Origin of the sequence: Brevibacterium picturae, assembly GCF_030453725.1 — a bacterium.
Classification (GTDB): Bacteria; Actinomycetota; Actinomycetes; order Actinomycetales; family Brevibacteriaceae; genus Brevibacterium; species Brevibacterium sandarakinum_A.
The window spans coordinates 1-18,728 of record NZ_JAKDJU010000025.1 but is presented as its reverse complement, the minus strand read 5'-3'; the positions used below and the strand labels follow the sequence as shown (position 1 = coordinate 18,728).

The following is an 18,728-nucleotide window of genomic DNA, read 5'->3' as shown; positions in this document are numbered from 1 at the left end:
CTCGAGCAATCACACACGAAGGACGCAATCATGACAGAACCAGCAACTGCGCAGAGCCAGGCCGACATCAGCTCCCTCAGCTACGAGCAGGCTCGTGAAGAACTCGTCGGAATCGTCAAACGGCTCGAAGCCGGCAACCTGCCCCTGGAAGAATCCCTGAGCATGTGGGAACGCGGCGAAGCCCTGGCCGACCGCTGCCAGGGATGGCTCGACGGAGCGCGAGAACGCCTCGACAAGGCGCGGGACGAGTCCTCAGACGACGAGGACTGAACCTCATTTCAGCTGATCGGCGACCTGCTGCGCGAAGGAGTCGATGGTCTCGGGAGTAGCGATTGCGGTGATGACGACGAAGGTGTCGCCCTTACCCGTGACCCAGTATTCCTTGGCGTCCTCGGTCCGATAGATCTGAAAGTCGGAGCCTCCGACGGTCACTGCCTCAGCAGCAACCGCGTCGTCCACTTGGTTCTCGGCCCAGTTCTCGGTGGCCTTGGCCTGATCGATGCTGACCCATTGCCGCTCGTTACCGACGAAGGACACATACCAGGAGACGTAGTCGGAATCACCCATGCGGTCCAGACTCGCCTCGTTCGACGTCCAACCACTCGGGATTTCAGGCACGACGAGGTCGAAGTCGGCGCTGCCCTGAGACTGCTCCGCGATCGTCTGGTAGTCGACCACCCGTTTGGAGTCGACCTCCGGCTGCGGCGCCAAAAGCAGAACCACAGCGACGACGGCCAGGCAGGCCAGGATAGCGATGATCATGTTGACCCAGTTCGAGTTCTTCCGCAGGAAGCGCATCTCTTCCCTGGACCCCGGGAGCATCACTCCGGACTCGTCAGTCATTGGCACTCCCCCAGGACCGGCATCCGTGCGTGTCACAGGCGCCTGATTCCCCACAACGTTGGTATCGGATTGGGCATTCACATCGCCATTGTCCTCGCCGGCGCCTCCCAGGGCCAATCCTGAGCGAGCCATCACGATGACCGACACAGTGCCGATGCGAATTCGTCCCGATGTCGGAGCCGAACGTGCGGGGTGGCACAATTGGACTCATGAGTGACTCCAATGAATCTGCTGACGTGAAATCTCATCATGACCGAGGCCGAGTGGATGCCGTGGCTCCTCCCGTTGCTGTGACGGATGTCTGGTCCCAGAAAGCACAGGTCGGAGCCGACGCTCCCGACCGCAACCTCGCCCTCGAGCTCGTCAGAGTCACCGAGGCCGCCGCTATTGCTGCCGCCCCCTGGGTCGGTCGCGGTGACAAGATTGCTGCCGACGGTGCCGCTGTCGCGGCGATGCGCAACGTCATCTCCACTGTCCGCATGGCCGGACGGGTCGTCATCGGCGAGGGCGAGAAGGACGAAGCACCGATGCTCTTCAACGGTGAGCAGGTCGGCGACGGCGAAGGCGCCCATTGTGATGTGGCTGTCGACCCGATCGACGGCACCCGGCTGACCGCTCTCGGAATGCCCAACGCCATTTCGGTCATGGCAGTCACCGAGGACGGCGCCATGTACGACCCGTCCGCAGTCTTCTACATGGAGAAGCTCGTCACAGGCCCCGCTGCCGCCGACGCCGTCGACCTGCGCCTGCCGGTGGCAGAGAACATCCGCCGCGTCGCCAAGGGCAAAGGTACCAACGACCCCGCGTCTGTGACCGTGATGATCCTCGATCGTCCGCGTCATCAGAAGATGATCGATGAGATCCGCGCCGCAGGAGCACGCATCCAGCTCATCACCGATGGCGATGTCGCAGGCGCCATCGCCGCCTGCCGTCCCGGGACCGGTGTCGACATGCTGATGGGAATCGGCGGCACCCCCGAAGGCATCATCACCGCCTGCGCGATCAAGGCGCTGGGCGGAGTCATCCAGGGCCGCCTGTGGCCACAGGACGATTCTGAGCGTGAGGCCGCAGCAGCAGCCGGACTCGACATCGATCAGGTGCTCAATACCGATGACCTCGTCACCGGCGACAACAGCTACTTCGTGGCAACCGGCATCACCAATGGTGATCTGCTCGACGGAGTGAAGTTCGACGGCGGACACGTGACCACTCACTCACTGGTGATGCGTTCCAAGTCGGGAACTGTGCGTTCGGTCTTCGCCGAGCACCAGGCGGCAAAGACCCACTCATACGTGGAGGCTGCCGAGGAGGCGGCTCGCCGCGGACTCATCTGAAGGCCGGTCCCGACAACCACCAGATCACTGTCGACGCGGACTCCACCGATTCGACCCCCTGTCCGCACAACCCGGAAGAAGGTAATGGCTGATGCCGAACGAGGCTTGGAAACGTCTGCTCGAAGGCAATCATCGATTCGTCGATGACGTTCCACAGCACCCTAACCAGGACACTGCCCGTCGTGAAGCGCTGTCGGACAATCAGAAGCCGTTCGTCACCCTCTTCGGCTGCTCCGACTCGCGGGTTGCTGCCGAAATGATCTTCGACGTCGGCCTCGGCGACATGTTCGTCGTCCGCAACGCGGGACAGGTCGTCGATCCGGTCACCCTCGGCTCATTGGAATACGGGGTCGAGATGCTCGGCACTCCGCTGCTGGTCGTGCTCGGCCACGACAGCTGCGGTGCCGTGACAGCAGCGTATGACTCCTACGACTCGGGCGAGACTCCCCCCGGATTCATCTCCGATGTCGTGGCCCGGATTCTGCCCACTGTGGCCAGGGCGCGCAAGAACAACCGCAGGACCGTCAATGAGACAGTCGCGCAGAACACCATGGACACAGTTGACAAGATCATGCAGCTCTCGGCAATCATCTCCCGTGCCGTCGACGAAGGCCGCCTCATCATCGTCGGTCTGACTTACCAGCTGCACGACGGCCGGACCACCGTCGTCGCACAGTACGGCGGCGACGAGGACGCCACATCAACCTACGCTTCCTGACCACGGCTGCTTTCGCGGCCGCCGCAGAAACAACGGCAACAGCCCAGACACCATGTCGGAAAGGACAACTATGAGCGAAGAATTCCGCATCGAACACGACACCATGGGAGAAGTGAAGGTTCCCAAAGATGCTCTCTACAGCGCACAGACACAGCGCGCCGTGCAGAACTTCCCAATCTCGGGCAAGACCCTGGAATCGGCTCACATCGCCGCCTTGTCTCAGGTGAAGAAGGCAGCGGCGAAGGCCAACCTCGAGCTCGGAGTTCTCGACGCTGCCCGGGCCGAAGCTATCCAGAACGCCGCCGATGCCGTCATCGCCGGCGACTACGATGCGCATTTCCCCATCGACGTGTTCCAGACCGGTTCGGGGACCTCCTCGAACATGAACACCAATGAGGTCCTCGCCTCACTGGCGACCACGGCCCTCGAATCCCAGGGCATCGACGTTCACCCCAATGACCACGTCAATGCCTCACAGTCGTCGAACGACGTGTTCCCCACCTCGGTGCACCTGGCCGTGACCAAGGCCCTGGTCAACACGCTGGTCCCGGCCATGGAAACACTGGCTGTCTCACTGGAGAAGAAGGCGAAGGATTTTGCCCAGGTCGTCAAGTCCGGCCGCACCCACCTCATGGACGCCACCCCGGTGACCCTGGGCCAGGAATTCGGCGGATACGCCGCCCAGGTCCGCTACGGCATCGAACGCATCCAGGCCTCGCTGCCCCGCGTGGCTGAGGTCCCGCAGGGCGGAACCGCAGTGGGCACCGGCATCAACACCCCCGATGGCTTCTCCGTCCGCGTTGTCGAGATCCTCGCCGAGGAGACCGGACTTCCCATCACGGAAGCACGCAATCACTTCGAGGCCCAGGCCAACCGCGACGGTCTCATCGAGGCCTCCGGACAGCTGCGCACGATCGCCTACGGCTACATGAAGATCTGCAACGATCTTCGGTGGATGGGATCGGGACCGAACACCGGCCTCGGCGAAATCGCCATCCCCGACCTGCAGCCCGGATCCTCGATCATGCCGGGCAAGGTCAACCCCGTCATCTGCGAGGCCACGATCCAGGTCGCCGCGCAGGTCATCGGCAATGACACGACAGTGGCCCTGTCCTCGACCAATGGCGCCTTCGAGCTCAACGTCGGCATCCCCGTGATGGCTTCGAACCTGCTCGAATCCATTCGACTGCTCGCGAACTCCTCGACCGTCATGGCCGAGAAGATGATCGACGGGCTGGCGGCCAATGAGGAGCGCGCCCGCTTCCTCGCCGAGGCGAGCCCCTCCATCGTGACTCCGCTGAATAAGGTCATCGGCTACGAATCGGCGGCGAAGATCGCCAAGCACGCTGTGGCCAACAAGATGACTGTGAAGGAAGCCACGATCGACCTCGGCTTCGTCTCCGACGGCTCCATCACCGAGGCCGACCTCGACAAGGCACTCGACGTCACCACGATGATCGGCAGCTACAAGTAGGCGACTGCCGCACCGACACACTGCCGCACCGACAGGGCCCGGCGACGCGGAAGTCATCTCCGCGCGCCGGGCCCTTCGGCATCCACATCGTCGGGCGCACACCTTGGCATCGAGCGCACACCTTGTGAGGTGCGCGCTCGATACTATGGTGCGCTCTCGGCGCAGATCAGCTCTTGAAACAGCAACCGAGGGCCTTCCGCCCAGCCAGTCCGTCTAGGAACGGAAGGGGTCGAACTCCTCGAGCACATCGGTGACCAGAGCTGCGATCTCGGAGCGCTCCGATCTGGTCAGCGTGACATGGGCGAAGAGATCATGGCCCTTGAGCTTCTCGATCACCGCAGCCACACCATCATGCCGACCCACCCGCAGGTTGTCCCGCTGAGCCACATCGTGGGTGAGCACCACCTTCGAATTCATCCCGATGCGAGAGAGCACGGTCAGGAGCACATTGCGCTCCAGTGACTGTGCCTCGTCGACGATGACGAACGCATCGTGCAGTGACCGGCCGCGGATGTGAGTCAGCGGCAGCACCTCGAGCAGATCGCGATTCATCACCTCTTCGATGACGTTCTTGCTGACCAGAGCTCCGAGGGTATCGAAGACTGCTTCGGCCCACGGGTTCATCTTCTCGCCCTCGCTGCCGGGCAGGAAGCCCAGGTTCTGCCCGCCGACGGCGTAGATCGGTCGGAAGACCATGATCTTCGAATGCTTGTTCTCCTCGAGCACCTTCTGCAGTCCTGCCATGAGGGCGAGTGCGGACTTCCCCGTTCCGGCTCGGCCTCCCAAGGACACGATTCCCAGCGCATCGTCGAGGAGCATGTCGATCGCCACTCGCTGCTCAGCCGACCGGCCGTGGACTCCGAAGATGTCGCGATCGCCGCGCACCAGCGACACTCGTTTGCCCCTTCGGACACGACCGAGTGCGGAACCGCGCGGAGAGGTGATGACGACTCCGGTGTTGACGACCTCGTCGGCGACCGCTTCGGTGGTGGCCCACCCCTCTTCGTAGAACTGCGACATCTCGTTCTCGTCCAATGACAGCTCGCTCATCCCCGTGAACCCGGAGTCGGTGGCCAGCTCCGCCAGATACTCCTCGGCCTGCAGACCGAGTGCCGAGGCCTTCACGCGCATCGGCACATCCTTGGTCACGACCACCACGTTCTGTCCTTCCGCGGCGAGATTGCGAGCCACGGCGAGGATGCGAGTGTCATTCTCCGAACGGTCGAAGCCGATCGGCATCGACGAGGCATCGACGTGGTTGAGTTCGACCCGCAATGTTCCGCCGGCATCGCCGACCGGGATCGGCTCATCGAGGCGGTCATAGTCGGATCGGAAGTCGTCGAGGATGTGCAGAGCCTTGCGGGCGGTGAAACCGAGTTCGGGATGATTGCGTTTGGCTTCCAACTCGGACACGACGACCAGCGGAATGACGAGGTGGTGTTCTGCGAATCTCAACAGGGCACCCGGGTCGGAGAGCAGCACCGAGGTGTCGAGAACGTAGGTGTGGACATATGCGGTCATGAGGACCCCTGTGGCGTGAGTACCGCCGAGATCCGAGTCTTGACATCCCCCGATCTCGGGTTGGTGTCGACCAACTACTGCCAACCTATCCCCGAATCGATGCACGTTCAGTAACGGCACGCGTGTTCGGGAGAGTCGCGGTCGTGAACTTCATGTGAACCGCGGAGGGCCTGAGACCTATTTCCCGAAACGACGCTGGCGCAGTCCGTAGTCGCGAACCGCGCGCAGGAAGTCGGTGCGCCGGAAGTCGGGCCAGTACGCTTCGCAGAAATAGAACTCCGAGTAGGCGCTCTGCCACATGAGGAACCCGGACAGGCGCTGCTCGCCAGAGGAGCGGATGATGAGGTCGGGGTCCGGTTGGCCTTTGGTGTAGAGATGTTCGCTGATCTGCTGCGGCGAGAGTTCGGAGATGATCGTCTCCAGATCGGTGCCCTCGTCGGTGCGCAGGCGCAACAGGGACTTCACCGCGTTGACGATCTCCTGACGCCCCCCGTAGCCGACGGCGACGTTGACCCGCATCTGGCAGTCCCCCGCCGAGGTGGCCGCCTCCAAGCGTGCCCGCAGGCCCGGTGGCAGGATCTCCAGGTCGCCGACCAACTGCACCCGCACGCCTTTGAGTGCGGCGATCTTCTCGACCAGGTCGGAGATGATCTCGATGAGGACCTCGACCTCCTCGGCGGACCTGGCGAGGTTCTCCTTGGACAGTACGTAGAGTGTGACGATATCGACGTCGATCTCATCGCACCAGCCGAGGAATTCGACGATCTTCTCGGCTCCGGCCCGGTGCCCGTCTGCGGTGGTGGCACCGAACTCCTTCGCCCACCGCCGGTTGCCGTCGGTGATGACGCCCACATGCCGCGGCACCGGCACCGACCTGTCGAGCTCGCGCAGGAGCCGCCGCTCATAGAGACGGTAGAGCAGGCTCACCGGTCGCACCACACTGTCCTCTTTCACACTCGATTCCCGGTCGGTTCGACCACCATACACAGTACTATCTCGAACAGCTTCGCGTCGGCGGCGGCTCCGGCGAACCTGGTGTTGAACGATCCCTCAGGTGACGTCGATATCCTGGAACCATGAACGCATCAGTCACTGAACCATCCTCACCTGGCTCCGAAGGCCAGACGCCCGAAGATCAGAGCTCAGTCGACTCCACACGCTCGGCGGAGTCGCGCTCCGGCTACCCCGTGCATATCGCCCGCAGGCGCTCGGCTCTGCGCCGAGAATTGAACAAACTGGCGGGCCAGGTCAAGCCCAAACTGCGTGGCTGGTTCCACGCAGCAGCCTTTCCCGTGGCGATGCTCGGGGGCTTGGCGCTGGTCATCATCTCCCCCACGATCGAGTCCCGGATCGCCGCAGCGATCTTCGCCATCACCGGGATGCTGCTCTTCGGTACCTCTGCCGTCTATCACCGGGGACGGTGGCGCACTCGAGCCCGACTGATTCTGCGCCGGCTCGACCACGCAAACATCTTCCTCATCACCGCCGGGACGTATACGCCACTGGCGGTGCTGACCCTGCGGACAGACCAGACGATCCTGCTCCTGTCCGTCCTCTGGGGCGCGGCGATTCTGGGAACCGCCTTCAGGACCATCTTCACCACCGCGCCGAGGTGGCTCTTCGTTCCCATCTATGTGGGCTTCGGGGTCGCAGGAGTCGGTTATATTCCCCAGATCTGGGCGAGCAACCCCGCAGTGGGCATCCTCGTCGTTGCCGGTGGCGTCTGCTACATCGTCGGAGCCGTGATCTATGGAATCAAGAAGCCGAACCCCTCCCCGAAGTGGCTCGGCTTCCATGAGATCTTCCACATCCTGACCATCGCAGGCTACGGCTGCCATCTCGCGGCCCTTCTCGTCGCCGCGGTAGCCGCCTACTAGACCTCCTGCGGATCAGTCCTGCCGCCGTGCGGGATCGGCCTGAGCCTGATCTGTGTGCTCCGGGTCAGCCTCAGGCGGGTCGACCTCGGACGATTCGGCCCGCCCAGGTTCCGTCTCTGCCGGCTCGGTCTGCTCTTCAGCGTCCGCAGCCGACTTCGGTGCAGTCTCCCCGGAGAGCTTTGACTGGTTGGGCACCGCGTATTTGCGCATCGGGATCGGATACGCATCATCGGCATGTGCGCGGGCGCGCACGCGGCGGACGCGTCTGAGGGCATCACGGATGAGGAAGATCACGAAGATGACGATGACCAGTGTTGCCAGGAAGCCGATCGTACCGGGAGTCACCAGTTCAGGATCAGGGCCTTCGCTGGGGTTCGCGGTCTGTGCTGTGGCCAGAATCATGCGCTCTCACCCATCGCTTCGTCGTCATCATCGTCCGGTGAGGCGGGCAACATGCCCTCCGCGGGCACCTTGCGGCCATCATCCATGGTCACGGAGGCGAAGAGATCGGTCTCCTGGAAATCAACGCCGGGAGTCAGAGCTGTGCGACCAGTATTGTCGACGGCCAGCTCGAACTCCTCCGTCGGCCAGTATGTCCGCGCCGCTTTGCGTGAGGCGGAGAAGAATCCGCCCTCCGGGTCGATCTGTGTGGCATGGGACAGCAGTGCACGATCACGTGAGGCGAAGAACTCCACGCAGTCGATCGTCGTGCTCAGCCAGTTGACCCGTTGGGCATCGCGCTTCTTGAAGTCTTCGATGTGGTCGGCGAAGGGAGACTCGAGACCGGCTTCGGTCATCTTCTCGTGGATGGTCACCCACTTCTTCGCAGACAGATCCTGGTTGAAGTAGACCTTCTCAACCTGCCAGGGCTCGCCGAGTTCCGGGTTCTGCTCCGGGTCCGCGGCGGCGGCGACCGCCGCCATCGTCACAGCATGGTTCTTGATGTGGTCGGGGTGCGGGTATCCGCCCAGCTCGTCGTAGGTCGTCACGACCTGTGGGCGGAAGCTGCGGATGATGTGGACCAGGGGCAGCATGGCCACCTCGTCGGGGACACGGTAGAAGCAGCCGGGAGGAGTCTGGTTGTCGAAGTCGCCATCGGGCAATCCGGAGTCGACGTGCCCGACCCACACGTGTTCGGCTCCCAGGGCAGCTGCGGCCGAGGCCATCTCTTCTCGACGCAGGCCTGCGATGTCGCGTGTGGCCTTCGGACTCTGCAGCAGTGCGGGGTTGAGGATGTCTCCGGCTTCACCGCCGGTCATGCTGGCGATGAGGACTCGCGCCCCCAGCGAGGCGTACTTCGCACTCGTGGCCGCACCCTTCGAAGATTCGTCGTCAGGATGAGCATGCACCGTCAGCAGACGCAGTCCATGGTACGGAAGCGAAGTCATGTTTCGTATGTCCCTTTCGATTCAGCCTGGTGACGTTCCGTTTCCTGCGCGATGGCTGAAATGATCGCAGGAGACGGATCGACTACTCTAGGTTAGTGCGCAATGTTCGTAGATGAGGAATTCAATGACTGAGGTAACAGTGGAACAACCACTGCATGACGATCGATACGGCCGTGTCCGCGAGCCCAGACGTCGCCTGGGAAAGACAGCCAAGATCATCGCTGTCGTCATCGTCTCTGCCTTGGTCATCGCGATTGCGTTCGTGGCGTTCCGCCCACAGACGACTCCCACGACTCCCAAGACGCTTGGCTATTCAGTTGTCGACTCTTCGTCAACACAGGTCTCAGTGGCAATATTTCCTGATCAGGATCGGGATGTGCACTGCATCGTTCAGGCGACGAACGAATACGAGGCCGTCGTCGGGTTCACCGAGGTCACTGTCCCGGCCGATCCCAACGCCGACCCCAACTCGCCCAGGCAGATGGACATCGATCTGGCCACGACCCAGGTCGCCGCGTCCGGACACGCCGACGCCTGCTGGTTCGAATAGCACCGCTGGCTGCGCTTCGCCTCCAGCACGCCCCACAGGCCACAACTCACGACCCAACAGTCGACAACAGGTGTCAGTGCGCGTGACGGAGATCATCGTTTTCGCGTGCAGATGCGTTAGACTGTAGTTTCATTCAACATCCGGGCGTACCCAACGCCCGGTTTTTCGTTGCCTGACGCGCCTGTCAGTGCACCGAACCGAAGAAGGAGAAATCATGACTGAGGATGTCACCCAGGAAGAAACATGGTTGACTCAGGAAGCCTACGACCGTCTGTCGCAGGAACTTGAACACCTCTCCGGACCGGGACGGGCAGAGATTGCTGAGAAGATCGAAGCCGCCCGCGACGAGGGTGACTTGAAGGAGAACGGCGGCTACCACGCAGCGCGTGAGGAACAGGGCAAGCAGGAGGCACGCATTCGCCAGCTCGAACTGCTCCTGCAGTCCGCGAAGGTCGGATCCAGCGACAGCGATGGCAAAACCGTGTCTCCCGGCTCCGTCGTCACTGCGGATGTCGCAGGAAACGAAATGCGATTCCTGCTGGGCAGCCGTGAGATCGCCGGCGATTCGGATATCGACGTGTTTTCGGAGAAGTCCCCACTGGGCGCCGCGGTGCTCGGCGTCGCCGCCGGCGGAAAGACCAGCTACGAAGCCCCCAACGGCAAGGAGATCAAGGTCGAGGTCAAGGAAATCGAACCTTTCTCCGGCTGATCGACCACCCGGCGACCGGGGAACAGCCAGAGACCAGTGGGCGGGTGATGATCACCCGCCCACTGCTCTATTCACATGGCCGCTGCTTGACTCGCAGGTTGAGTCATTCGGTTCGACTGCCGCCCTCTGGTGAGTCACCCTCAGATGTCTCCACTGCCGCCTCGTGGATCGCGGTATCGAGCTTGCCCTTGGCTCTGTCCAGCACGGCAGAGGCCTCATCCCCTTCACCGCCTTCCGAATCATCGGGATTCTTCGCTGTGGCAATGTAGCTGACGACCGTGTTGACGACGGCCACCATCGGCACCGCGAACAGTGCGCCGACAATGCCGAACAGGAAACCACCGCCGGTCACCGCGAGGATGACCGCCAGGGGATGAACGGAGACGGCCTTGCCCATGAGGAACGGCTGCAGGACCTGACTCTCAATCTGCTGCACCGCGATGACCACGCCCAGCATGATGAGTGAGCTGATCGGACCGTTCGACACCAGAGCGACGAGGACCGCGACAACTCCCGAAGCGATCGCGCCCACAACAGGAACGAACGAGGCCAGGAACACGAGCACCGTCATCGGAATCACCAACGGGATCCCCAGGAATGCCGCACCGATGCCGATGCCGATTGCGTCGACGCCGGCCACGAGGACCTGCACACGCACGTACTGGACCAGCGTGGTCCAGCCGCGCTCCGAAGCACCGGTGGCGGTGGGCCGCGCCGGCAGCGGCAGCAGACGCATCACCCAGCGGAAGATCTTCTCTCCGTCATAGAGGAAGAAGAAGGTCGCGAACAGGCAGACGGCGGCGCCGGTGAGGAAGGTACCCACCGACGACGTCGCCTGCCAGGCGCCGCCGAGCAGTTGGGAGCTGTTGTTCTGGAAGAAGTCCGTAGCGGCAGCGATCGAGTCATCGATATAGCCCGAGACCGTTGAGGCGTCCAGGCCGAAGGGCCTGGTAGACAGCCAGTCGCTGATTCCGGCGAATCCGGTGATGACCTGATCGACGAGGTCTGGCATTCCGGAGTAGATCTGCTGGCCGACCAGAGTGAAGAGTCCCGAGACGACGACGATGAACCCGATGAAGGCGATGAGTGCGGCGGCGACTCGGGGCAGTCCTCTCTTCACCATCCAGTTGGTGAATGGTGCCAGAAGTGCGGTGAGCAGCAGGGCGATGAGCACCGGCAGCACGACACTCGAGATCTTCGCCAGCAGCCAGAATGCGACGCCGATAGCGGCGAGCACCACAAGCGAACGCCAGGACCACGCGGCGGCGAGCTTGAGCCCCGGAGCCACATATGGAACTGCTTCGGCTTCGATGCGGCTGTGCGCGATCTCCTCGGCACTGACATCCTGAACACGCGAAGCCTGCTCGGAAGACTGGGATCGTCCCTCGTCACGGCCCTTGCGGAATGCGTGCCAGGCCCCACGGAACCGGTTCGGGGATTGCTTCTTCTCATTGTCGGACATAACTCAACAATAGTTGTTGCCAGGCTCAGAGAAGTGCAATGATGACGGTTAAAGGAGGGAATTTCGTGGGAAAACGCATGTTGTACACCTTGGCCACCATGACGGGCACGGTCGTAGGTGTCGGCGCCTCGGCCGTTGGTCTCCTCCGCCACCAGGCAGGCGCACTCCGCAGAGCGTTCGACGACGACGCGCAGCGCACGTATTCCACCTTCGCCGAGGCGATCGCTCCCCCACGCAACTACGACGACGAGGATTCCGCCGCGCTGGCGATCATCGGAGACTCATGGCTCTGTGGAATCGATGTCGACGACCCGACGCTGGCTCCGCCTAACCTCATCGCCCGGGGGCTTGGCCGCATTCTGGGCACCACTGTTCGCGTCCAATCAACCGCGCTCCCCTCAGCTCTGTCCGAAGACCTGCCGCGCCAGGTCGATGAGATCCTGCGCTCCGCCTGGCTCTCGCGCCAGCTCTCCGATTCGTGGACCGAACAGCGTCGATTCGCGATCATCTCCATCGGCACCGGAGACATCGTCCACCCGATTCACGGCACCATCGGCATTCCCGTGCTCAACCAGGCGATCAATCGACTCCAGAGAGAGGGCAGGTATACGGTCTTCGTCTTGGTCTGCCCCAACCTCGGCGGCCTTCCGGGCCTGCGGGATCCCCTCAAGACCTCCTTGCGTCGGACCTCCCGGGTGCTCGCCGGCTCGCAGTGGTTGGCGGCCCTGGCCGCCCGCGCCACTCCGCTGCGGGCCACCGGGTCGCTGAGTGGAACCACACGCAGATCACTGCTCAACGAGTCAGGGCGATTCCCCAGCACTTTGGGCTATGCCCAGTTGTCCTCGACCGTTCTCGCAGCGATCGCCGATCGCATCGAGGCCCCCATCGAGGTCGACCGCAGCCTCGACATCCCGGAGAAGGGCGAGGCCGCGCGCAGGCCGGTCCCCTCCCCGAGGCTCGAGTCCGAACCCCAAGCAGCGATCGATGCCGATGCCGCCCTCGAATCCGGGGCAGCCTCGTGATCCCTGTCGTCCTGGCCTCACAGTCCCCTTCCCGCCGAGAGATCCTCACCGCTTCGGGAATCGATCCGATCATCATCGTCTCCGAGGTGGATGAACCCGCCATCGAGTCACGTTTTGCGGGCTCCGTCGCGGATCTCACCACTGCCCTGTCCGAGGCGAAGGCGCGCGCCGTCATCGACCGGGTGCTCGGCTCCTCCCCAGCGCAGCTGGCCACAGCCGATACCGCAGTCATCATTGCCGGGGACTCGCTGCTCGAACATGAGGGCGAAGCGATCGGCAAGCCCGGAACAGCCGAACGCACACGTGAGGTGTGGGCGGACATAGCAGGGGCGTGGACCGAGCTGCACTCGGGACACACGCTCGCCGTGCTCAGACGTGCGAACTCGTCTACGGCGAACTTCGAACTCGTCGACATCCGCTCGAAGCGATCGACGACCTCGGTGCTCATCGGCGAGCCCACTCACGAGGAGCTCGAGGCGTACATCGCGACCGAGGAGCCCTTCCACGTAGCCGGTGCACTGACCATCGACGGGTACGGAGGAGCGTTCGTCGACCGCCTTGCAGGCGACCATCTCACCGTCCTCGGCCTCAGCCTCCCCGTGATCCGTGAGCTGGTCCGCGACTCAGGCCTGTTCTGGCCTGACCTGTGGTCACAGCGCGCGTAGAATCGCTGAGGGCAGACGAACACGCCCGAAGCGTTTGAAGTTTTCGGCCGAAGTTTTTATCGCTCAGCTACAAACGCTTGGTGCCGATCTCTAAATTGTTCTGTGATCATACAAAGGAGCGCCATGACCACAGTTCTCCCCGAACAGTCGCCTGCACCATTGCACACCCGTGTGCCCACAGCTGCTGTCCGCCGCGTCCTCATCGCCAATCGCGGTGAGATCGCCCTGCGCATCATCCGCGCGGCCCACGACCTCGGCGTCAGGGCCGTCGCCGTCTACACCCGCGCGGATTCCGACGCCGATTTCGTGCACCTGGCCGACGACGCATGGCTGCTCGACGGAACCGGCCCCGGGGAGACCTACCTCGACATCGAGAAGATCCTCGCCCTGGCCAAGCGCTCAGGCGCCGATGCGATCCACCCCGGCTATGGCTATCTGGCCGAAAATGCACTGTTCGCTCAGGCCGTGATCGATGCTGGTCTGACCTGGATCGGTCCCCCTCCGTCCGCGATCGAACTCCTCGGAGACAAGTCCGGCGCTCGCGAGGTCGCCGAGGCCGTCTCTGCTCCCGTCGCCCCGGGTTCCGACGGCGCCGTCTCCGGCCTGGCCGAAGCCGCCGAGGTGGCGCAGCGGATCGGCTATCCCATTGTGATCAAGGCCGTGCACGGTGGCGGAGGGCGCGGGTTCCGTGCCTGCGCCTCAGCCGAGGACCTCGAGGGCGCCTATGCTGCGGCCACCCGTGAGGCACGCAGCGCCTTCGGTCGCGGCGAATGCCTCATCGAGAAGCAGATCGTGCGTCCGCGTCACATCGAGACCCAGTGTCTTGCCGATGCCCACGGCAATGTGAGGGTTCTGTCCACCCGCGACTGTTCCCTGCAGCGCCGGAACCAGAAGATCGTCGAGGAGGCCCCGGCACCGTTCCTCAGTGCCGAACAGGAGCGCATCGTCACCGAGGCCTCGACCCGGGTTCTCGCCCAAGTCGGCTATGTGGGAGCGGCCACCTGTGAATTCCTCCTGGGCATCGACGGCACGATCATCTTCATGGAAGCCAATGCGCGGATCCAGGTCGAGCACACCGTGACAGAAGAGGTCACGGGGGTCGACCTCGTCGCCTGGCAGCTGCACATCGCCTCTGGAGAACGCCTGCCTGAGGCGTTCCCGCAGGTTCGCGGCCACTCGATCCAGTTCCGAATCAACGCCGAAGACCCCACCACATACTTCCCGGCCACGGGCACGGTGAAGAACCACCGGGCACCGGCTGGACCGGGCGTGCGCCTGGACTCGGGCATCGGCGAAGGCAGCGTCGTCGGCACCGACTTCGATCCGATGTTGGCCAAGCTCATCATCACCGGAGGCGACAGGGATCAGGCTCTGGCGCGTGCCCGTCGAGCCTTGGATGAGTACCGCATCGAGGGCGTATCGACTCTGCTTCCACTCCATCGAGTCCTTGTGACTGAGAAGGCCTTCGCCCAGGACTTCGAGGTCTGGACGACATGGCTCGAGACCGCATTCGTCAATCCACTCGCCGACCCGCAACCAGGAGATCAGATGAGCACAGCAACCGACAGTTTCAGTGTTGTCGTCGAGGTCGATGGCCGCCGGATGACCGTCTCGGTTCCCAAGGACGTCATCTCCGACCTGGGACATGTTCCCAGCCCGAGTGTGCCGCGTCGCAAGCGCGGCCTCAGCCGCAAGGGCGCGCAGCTGGCCGACGACTCCAATTCGCTCAATGCCCCGATGCAGGGCACGATCGTGTCAGTGGCTGTGCGTACCGGTGACACGGTCGAAGCCGGTGACACCCTGGCCGTGATCGAGGCGATGAAGATGGAGCAGCCGCTCAAGGCCGGCCATTCCGGAACCGTCTCCGAGGTGCTCGTCGACACCGGCGTCTCGGTGAGGTCGGGAGAGCCGATCATCCGCTTCGCCGCCTGAGGTCGAGTTCAGGACAGCAGGTCCCTGATCTGGTCCTCGATGTACTCGGACTCGGCATCATTGCCGGGGCAGTCCAGAGCGTCTCTGAAGGCCGCCTCGGCGTGGTCGGGCATCCCCGACTCACTGAATGTGATGGCCCGTGCGATGTGGAAGGGCCGGTAACCTGACAGCCTCGGATCCGGCGCCAGCTCCTCGAGCGCGCTCAGCCCCTCCTTCGGCCCTTTCGCCTTCCCGATCGCCACGGCCCGGTTGAGTGCCACAACGGGGCTCGGCTCCATCCTCGAGAGGATACCGTAGAGGACGAGGATCTGCTCCCAATCCGTTTCCGAGTAGGTGGCGGCTTCGGCATGCAGTGCCGCGATCGCAGCCTGCACGGTATAGGGACCGGCCTCAGTCTCTCCCGCACCGGTCAGCGCCAACCCCAATCCTTCGGCGATCAGCCTCGAATCCCAGAGGCTGCGGTCCTGCTCGGCCAGGGGCACGGGCACGCCGTCGGGATCGATTCGTGCCGGTGCTCGTGCTCGGGTGAGCAGCATCAGCGACAGCAGCCCTCTGGCTTCGGTCTTCGTCGGCAGCAGTCCGACGAGCAGTCGCGTCAGCGCGATAGCCTCCTCCTGCAGATCGGTTCTGCTGTGGGAGGCCCCGCTGGTCGGCGTGAAACCCTGTGTGAAGATGAGATAGACGACCCGCAGCACGCCGGGAAGACGCTCCTGCAGCTGCTCGGACGTCGGCGTGTCGAAGGGGATTCCCGTTGTGGTGATCCGTCTCTTGGCTCTGACGATGCGCTGTTGCATGGTCGTCGTGTCCACGAGGAACGCTGCGGCGACCTCGGCCGTGCTCAGACCGGCCAGGAAGCGCAGGATGAGGGCGATCTTCTCCCGTTCCGGCAACGTCGGGTGTGAGCAGGTGAAGAACAGTCCCAGCCGTTCATCGCCGATGTCTGCCGTGCTCAGGCCCTCGCCGAGACGGTCGGCGTGATCCGAATGATCACCGCGCCCGGACTCGGACTCGATCCTCAGCCCGGCGAGATGGCGTGCCTTCACCGCATCGGAGCGGATGATGTCGAGTGCCCGATTCTTCGCAGTCGTCATCAGCCACGCCTGTGGGTTCTTCGGCACACCCCGCACGGTCCACGTCTCCATAGCTCGGACCATGGCCTCTTGGACCACGTCCTCGGCAAGATCGAGATCATGGAATCTGCCTGCCAGTGCCGCCAGCAGCCGCCCGCGGTCCTCGACACCGATCGAGTGGAGGAGCCGGGCGACTGCTGGCGGATTGACCTCGGAGACCATCAGTAGTCGGCGACCGGTCTTATCTCGATGTGCCCCAGTGCGGCACCCGGACTCTTCTTCGCCCAGGCGATCGCCTCATCGATATCGGCCACTTCGATGACATAGGTACCGCCGACGAATTCGCCGCTCTCTGCGAACGGACCGGAGGTCACCACCGTGTCAGCCGCGGTGGAGCTCACACGCACCGCGGTTTCGGGGCCTTCGAGGGCGAACCCTCCGACCACGATCCCAGCGTCATTGATCTCTTGGTCGAAGGCCATGAACTCGCTGGGGTCCGGCCCCTCGTCGGCACCGCATTCAGCATCGCCGGCATGTCCCATGAGCAGAAGTACGTACTTCATTTCTCTCTCCCTGCGTCAGGTGCCCAGCATCCGCTGAGCACGTCAAGCGAAGGTGCTTGACACTATCCTGACGGGTGAGCGGGAGAGATATCGACAGTTGGGAAGGAAAAACTTTTCTACAGGTGTCGGTGCAGCTGCCGTGAGGCCTCGGTCAGAGACCCGCTCACCGAGGGGTAGACGACGAACGACGCCGACAGCTGATCGACGGTCAGACGATTCTCCACGGCCATGGTGATCGGCAGGATCAGTTCACTGGCACGGGGCCCGACGACGACTCCGCCGAGAATCGAACCCGAACCTCGGCGGGCGAAGAGCTTGACGAACCCGTCCTCGATGCCCAGCATCTTGGCGCGGGGGTTCGTGTCCAGTGGAAGCATGACCGTATCGATGTCCGTCGAGTTCTCCCGGTAGTCCTGCTGGGTGAACCCGACGGTCGCGATCTCGGGAGCCGTGAACACATTCGAGGCCACGTGGCGCAGCTTCAGCGGCTGAACGGCGTCGCCGAGCGCGTGGAACATCGCAATCCGACCCTGCATCGCTGCCACGGACGCCAGAGGAAACACACCGGTGCAGTCACCGGCCGCATAGACACCGGAGCGGGACGTGCGCGAAACTCCGTCGACCTTGATGTGACCGGACTCTCTGACCTTGATCTTGGCACCGCTCAGGCCCAATCCTTCGGTGTTCGGGATGGAACCGACCGCCATCAGACAGTGGGATCCCTCAACCCGACGTCCATCGGACAGGACCACCTCGACACCATTCTCGGTGCGCGTGACCGAGTCCGCACGCGAGCGAGAGAGGACGTTCATGCCCTTATTGCGGAAGACGAACTCCAGCACGTCGGCAGCATCCTCGTCCTGACCCGGCAGGACCTTCTCACGGGAGGAGACCAGAGTGACTTTGGTGCCCAGTGCGCGGTAGGCGGACGCGAACTCGGCACCGGTGACACCGGAACCGACGACGATGAGGTGTTCGGGCAGCTCGTCGAGGTCGTAGAGCTGTGTCCAGCTGAGAATACGTTCGCCGTCCGGCTTCGCCGAGTCGAGCTCACGGGGATGGGAGCCCACCGACAGGAGGATCGTCGACGCTTCGAGCGTGTACTCGGTCCCGCCGTCCTCGACGACATCGACGTGGTCGCGGTCGGCCAGAGTCGCGGTTCCCCGGATCACCTTGACGCCGGCACGAACCAGTCCCTCGTAGATGTCATTGGCCTGGGCGTCGGCCAGGGACAGGATGCGCTTGTTGACTGCCTTGAGGTCCGCGACGACCGTATCGCTGTCATCGCCCTCACTGTCGTAGATGCGGATGCCCAGCCCGTCGGAGCGGGCGATCTCTTCCATCATCTCGGCCGTGGCGATGAGCGATTTCGACGGAACGACGTCGGTGATGACAGCGGCCCCACCGCAGCGGTTGCGCTCAATGAGCATCACATCCGCACCCAGTTGGGCCGCGACCAGCGCGGCTTCGTATCCGCCCGGGCCACCACCGATGATGACGACTCGATCTGCAGTGGATTCAAATTCAGTGTTCACAGTGCAATCCTCTCAAATAGCGGACGACAGGGCGAATGGCCGCTGCGGCTCGGACAGGGCTCGGA

19 protein-coding genes are annotated in these 18,728 nt (G+C 63.4%); 10 read left to right on the top strand and 9 right to left on the bottom strand.

Going from position 1 to position 18,728, the window contains the following annotated elements:
• Nucleotides 1-30: 30 nt before the first annotated feature.
• Nucleotides 31-270, top strand: a complete 240-nt coding sequence (locus L0G76_RS04550) for an exodeoxyribonuclease VII small subunit (RefSeq protein ID WP_304356136.1) — start codon at nucleotides 31-33, stop codon at nucleotides 268-270.
• Between the two features lie 3 nt (nucleotides 271-273).
• Here the strand turns inward: L0G76_RS04550 and L0G76_RS04545 are convergent, their stop codons facing one another.
• Nucleotides 274-843, bottom strand: a complete 570-nt coding sequence (locus L0G76_RS04545) for a DUF4245 family protein (protein ID WP_304356135.1) — start codon at nucleotides 841-843, stop codon at nucleotides 274-276.
• Between the two features lie 209 nt (nucleotides 844-1,052).
• Here L0G76_RS04545 and glpX point away from each other — a divergent pair, with 209 nt between their 5' ends.
• The 3 genes from glpX to L0G76_RS04530 all read left to right on the top strand — a co-directional run bounded on the left by glpX (nucleotide 1,053) and on the right by L0G76_RS04530 (nucleotide 4,369).
• Nucleotides 1,053-2,177, top strand: coding sequence for a class II fructose-bisphosphatase (glpX, locus tag L0G76_RS04540; protein WP_304356134.1), 1,125 nt, complete (start codon nucleotides 1,053-1,055; stop codon nucleotides 2,175-2,177).
• A gap of 91 nt (nucleotides 2,178-2,268) precedes the next feature.
• Nucleotides 2,269-2,895, top strand: coding sequence for a carbonic anhydrase (locus L0G76_RS04535; RefSeq protein WP_304356133.1), 627 nt, complete (start codon nucleotides 2,269-2,271; stop codon nucleotides 2,893-2,895).
• Nucleotides 2,896-2,965: 70 nt separating this feature from the next.
• Entirely contained in the window at nucleotides 2,966-4,369 is a 1,404-nt protein-coding gene (locus L0G76_RS04530) for a class II fumarate hydratase (RefSeq protein ID WP_304356132.1), read from the top strand.
• Between the two features lie 213 nt (nucleotides 4,370-4,582).
• Here the strand turns inward: L0G76_RS04530 and phoH2 are convergent, their stop codons facing one another.
• Both phoH2 and L0G76_RS04520 read right to left on the bottom strand, forming a co-directional pair.
• On the bottom strand, nucleotides 4,583-5,890 hold the full coding sequence (gene phoH2 / locus L0G76_RS04525) for an RNA 5'-3' helicase PhoH2 (protein WP_304356131.1): 1,308 nt from the start codon (nucleotides 5,888-5,890) through the stop codon (nucleotides 4,583-4,585).
• 177 nt (nucleotides 5,891-6,067) lie between these two features.
• Nucleotides 6,068-6,829: an isoprenyl transferase gene (locus L0G76_RS04520; RefSeq protein WP_304356142.1), complete on the bottom strand. Its 762-nt coding sequence runs from the start codon at nucleotides 6,827-6,829 to the stop codon at nucleotides 6,068-6,070.
• A 137-nt stretch (nucleotides 6,830-6,966) separates the two neighbouring features.
• Here L0G76_RS04520 and trhA point away from each other — a divergent pair, with 137 nt between their 5' ends.
• The gene (gene trhA, locus L0G76_RS04515; RefSeq protein WP_304356130.1) at nucleotides 6,967-7,767 is read left to right on the top strand and encodes a PAQR family membrane homeostasis protein TrhA; all 801 of its coding nucleotides are present in this window, start codon (nucleotides 6,967-6,969) and stop codon (nucleotides 7,765-7,767) included.
• A 12-nt stretch (nucleotides 7,768-7,779) separates the two neighbouring features.
• Here trhA and L0G76_RS04510 read toward each other — a convergent pair whose 3' ends face one another.
• Nucleotides 7,780-8,169 (bottom strand): hypothetical protein, encoded by a 390-nt coding sequence (locus tag L0G76_RS04510; RefSeq protein ID WP_304356129.1) that lies wholly within the window; start codon nucleotides 8,167-8,169, stop codon nucleotides 7,780-7,782.
• On the bottom strand, nucleotides 8,166-9,155 hold the full coding sequence (mca, locus tag L0G76_RS04505) for a mycothiol conjugate amidase Mca (RefSeq protein ID WP_304356128.1): 990 nt from the start codon (nucleotides 9,153-9,155) through the stop codon (nucleotides 8,166-8,168). The genes L0G76_RS04510 and mca overlap by 4 nt, the downstream gene beginning before the upstream one ends.
• Nucleotides 9,156-9,279: 124 nt before the next feature.
• Between mca and L0G76_RS04500 the strand changes: the two genes are divergently transcribed.
• Nucleotides 9,280-9,705 (top strand): DUF4307 domain-containing protein, encoded by a 426-nt coding sequence (locus L0G76_RS04500; RefSeq protein ID WP_304356127.1) that lies wholly within the window; start codon nucleotides 9,280-9,282, stop codon nucleotides 9,703-9,705.
• A 214-nt stretch (nucleotides 9,706-9,919) separates the two neighbouring features.
• Nucleotides 9,920-10,414 (top strand): transcription elongation factor GreA, encoded by a 495-nt coding sequence (greA, locus tag L0G76_RS04495; RefSeq protein WP_304356126.1) that lies wholly within the window; start codon nucleotides 9,920-9,922, stop codon nucleotides 10,412-10,414.
• 103 nt (nucleotides 10,415-10,517) lie between these two features.
• Here greA and L0G76_RS04490 read toward each other — a convergent pair whose 3' ends face one another.
• Entirely contained in the window at nucleotides 10,518-11,876 is a 1,359-nt protein-coding gene (locus L0G76_RS04490) for an AI-2E family transporter (protein ID WP_304356125.1), read from the bottom strand.
• A 65-nt stretch (nucleotides 11,877-11,941) separates the two neighbouring features.
• Between L0G76_RS04490 and L0G76_RS04485 the strand changes: the two genes are divergently transcribed.
• From L0G76_RS04485 to L0G76_RS04475, 3 genes are all read left to right on the top strand, one after another.
• On the top strand, nucleotides 11,942-12,898 hold the full coding sequence (locus L0G76_RS04485; protein WP_304356124.1) for an SGNH/GDSL hydrolase family protein: 957 nt from the start codon (nucleotides 11,942-11,944) through the stop codon (nucleotides 12,896-12,898).
• Complete coding sequence (locus L0G76_RS04480) at nucleotides 12,895-13,563, top strand: Maf family protein (protein WP_304356123.1); 669 nt, start codon at nucleotides 12,895-12,897, stop codon at nucleotides 13,561-13,563. Before L0G76_RS04485 ends, L0G76_RS04480 begins: the two co-directional genes overlap by 4 nt.
• Nucleotides 13,564-13,686: 123 nt before the next feature.
• On the top strand, nucleotides 13,687-15,495 hold the full coding sequence (locus L0G76_RS04475) for an acetyl/propionyl/methylcrotonyl-CoA carboxylase subunit alpha (RefSeq protein ID WP_304356122.1): 1,809 nt from the start codon (nucleotides 13,687-13,689) through the stop codon (nucleotides 15,493-15,495).
• An 8-nt stretch (nucleotides 15,496-15,503) separates the two neighbouring features.
• Here L0G76_RS04475 and L0G76_RS04470 read toward each other — a convergent pair whose 3' ends face one another.
• The 3 genes from L0G76_RS04470 to L0G76_RS04460 all read right to left on the bottom strand — a co-directional run bounded on the left by L0G76_RS04470 (nucleotide 15,504) and on the right by L0G76_RS04460 (nucleotide 18,663).
• Nucleotides 15,504-16,787, bottom strand: coding sequence for an RNA polymerase sigma factor (locus tag L0G76_RS04470; RefSeq protein ID WP_304356121.1), 1,284 nt, complete (start codon nucleotides 16,785-16,787; stop codon nucleotides 15,504-15,506).
• On the bottom strand, nucleotides 16,787-17,128 hold the full coding sequence (locus L0G76_RS04465) for a YciI family protein (RefSeq protein ID WP_304356120.1): 342 nt from the start codon (nucleotides 17,126-17,128) through the stop codon (nucleotides 16,787-16,789). Before L0G76_RS04465 ends, L0G76_RS04470 begins: the two co-directional genes overlap by 1 nt.
• Before the next feature lie 116 nt (nucleotides 17,129-17,244).
• A complete protein-coding gene (locus L0G76_RS04460) occupies nucleotides 17,245-18,663 on the bottom strand; it encodes an NAD(P)H-quinone dehydrogenase (RefSeq protein ID WP_304356119.1) in 1,419 nt (472 codons plus the stop codon).
• Nucleotides 18,664-18,728 lie beyond the last annotated feature (65 nt).

Excerpts from the sequence above, each read along its gene's own strand:
- L0G76_RS04550 (WP_304356136.1), top strand. The coding sequence starts at position 31 with ATGACAGAACCAGCAACTGCGCAGAGCCAGGCCGACATCAGCTCCCTC.
- L0G76_RS04545 (WP_304356135.1), bottom strand. The coding sequence starts at position 843 with ATGACTGACGAGTCCGGAGTGATGCTCCCGGGGTCCAGGGAAGAGATG.
- glpX (WP_304356134.1), top strand. The coding sequence starts at position 1,053 with ATGAGTGACTCCAATGAATCTGCTGACGTGAAATCTCATCATGACCGA.
- L0G76_RS04535 (WP_304356133.1), top strand. The coding sequence starts at position 2,269 with ATGCCGAACGAGGCTTGGAAACGTCTGCTCGAAGGCAATCATCGATTC.
- L0G76_RS04530 (WP_304356132.1), top strand. The coding sequence starts at position 2,966 with ATGAGCGAAGAATTCCGCATCGAACACGACACCATGGGAGAAGTGAAG.
- phoH2 (WP_304356131.1), bottom strand. The coding sequence starts at position 5,890 with ATGACCGCATATGTCCACACCTACGTTCTCGACACCTCGGTGCTGCTC.
- trhA (WP_304356130.1), top strand. The coding sequence starts at position 6,967 with ATGAACGCATCAGTCACTGAACCATCCTCACCTGGCTCCGAAGGCCAG.
- L0G76_RS04510 (WP_304356129.1), bottom strand. The coding sequence starts at position 8,169 with ATGATTCTGGCCACAGCACAGACCGCGAACCCCAGCGAAGGCCCTGAT.
- mca (WP_304356128.1), bottom strand. The coding sequence starts at position 9,155 with ATGACTTCGCTTCCGTACCATGGACTGCGTCTGCTGACGGTGCATGCT.
- L0G76_RS04500 (WP_304356127.1), top strand. The coding sequence starts at position 9,280 with ATGACTGAGGTAACAGTGGAACAACCACTGCATGACGATCGATACGGC.
- greA (WP_304356126.1), top strand. The coding sequence starts at position 9,920 with ATGACTGAGGATGTCACCCAGGAAGAAACATGGTTGACTCAGGAAGCC.
- L0G76_RS04490 (WP_304356125.1), bottom strand. The coding sequence starts at position 11,876 with ATGTCCGACAATGAGAAGAAGCAATCCCCGAACCGGTTCCGTGGGGCC.
- L0G76_RS04475 (WP_304356122.1), top strand. The coding sequence starts at position 13,687 with ATGACCACAGTTCTCCCCGAACAGTCGCCTGCACCATTGCACACCCGT.
- L0G76_RS04470 (WP_304356121.1), bottom strand. The coding sequence starts at position 16,787 with ATGGTCTCCGAGGTCAATCCGCCAGCAGTCGCCCGGCTCCTCCACTCG.
- L0G76_RS04465 (WP_304356120.1), bottom strand. The coding sequence starts at position 17,128 with ATGAAGTACGTACTTCTGCTCATGGGACATGCCGGCGATGCTGAATGC.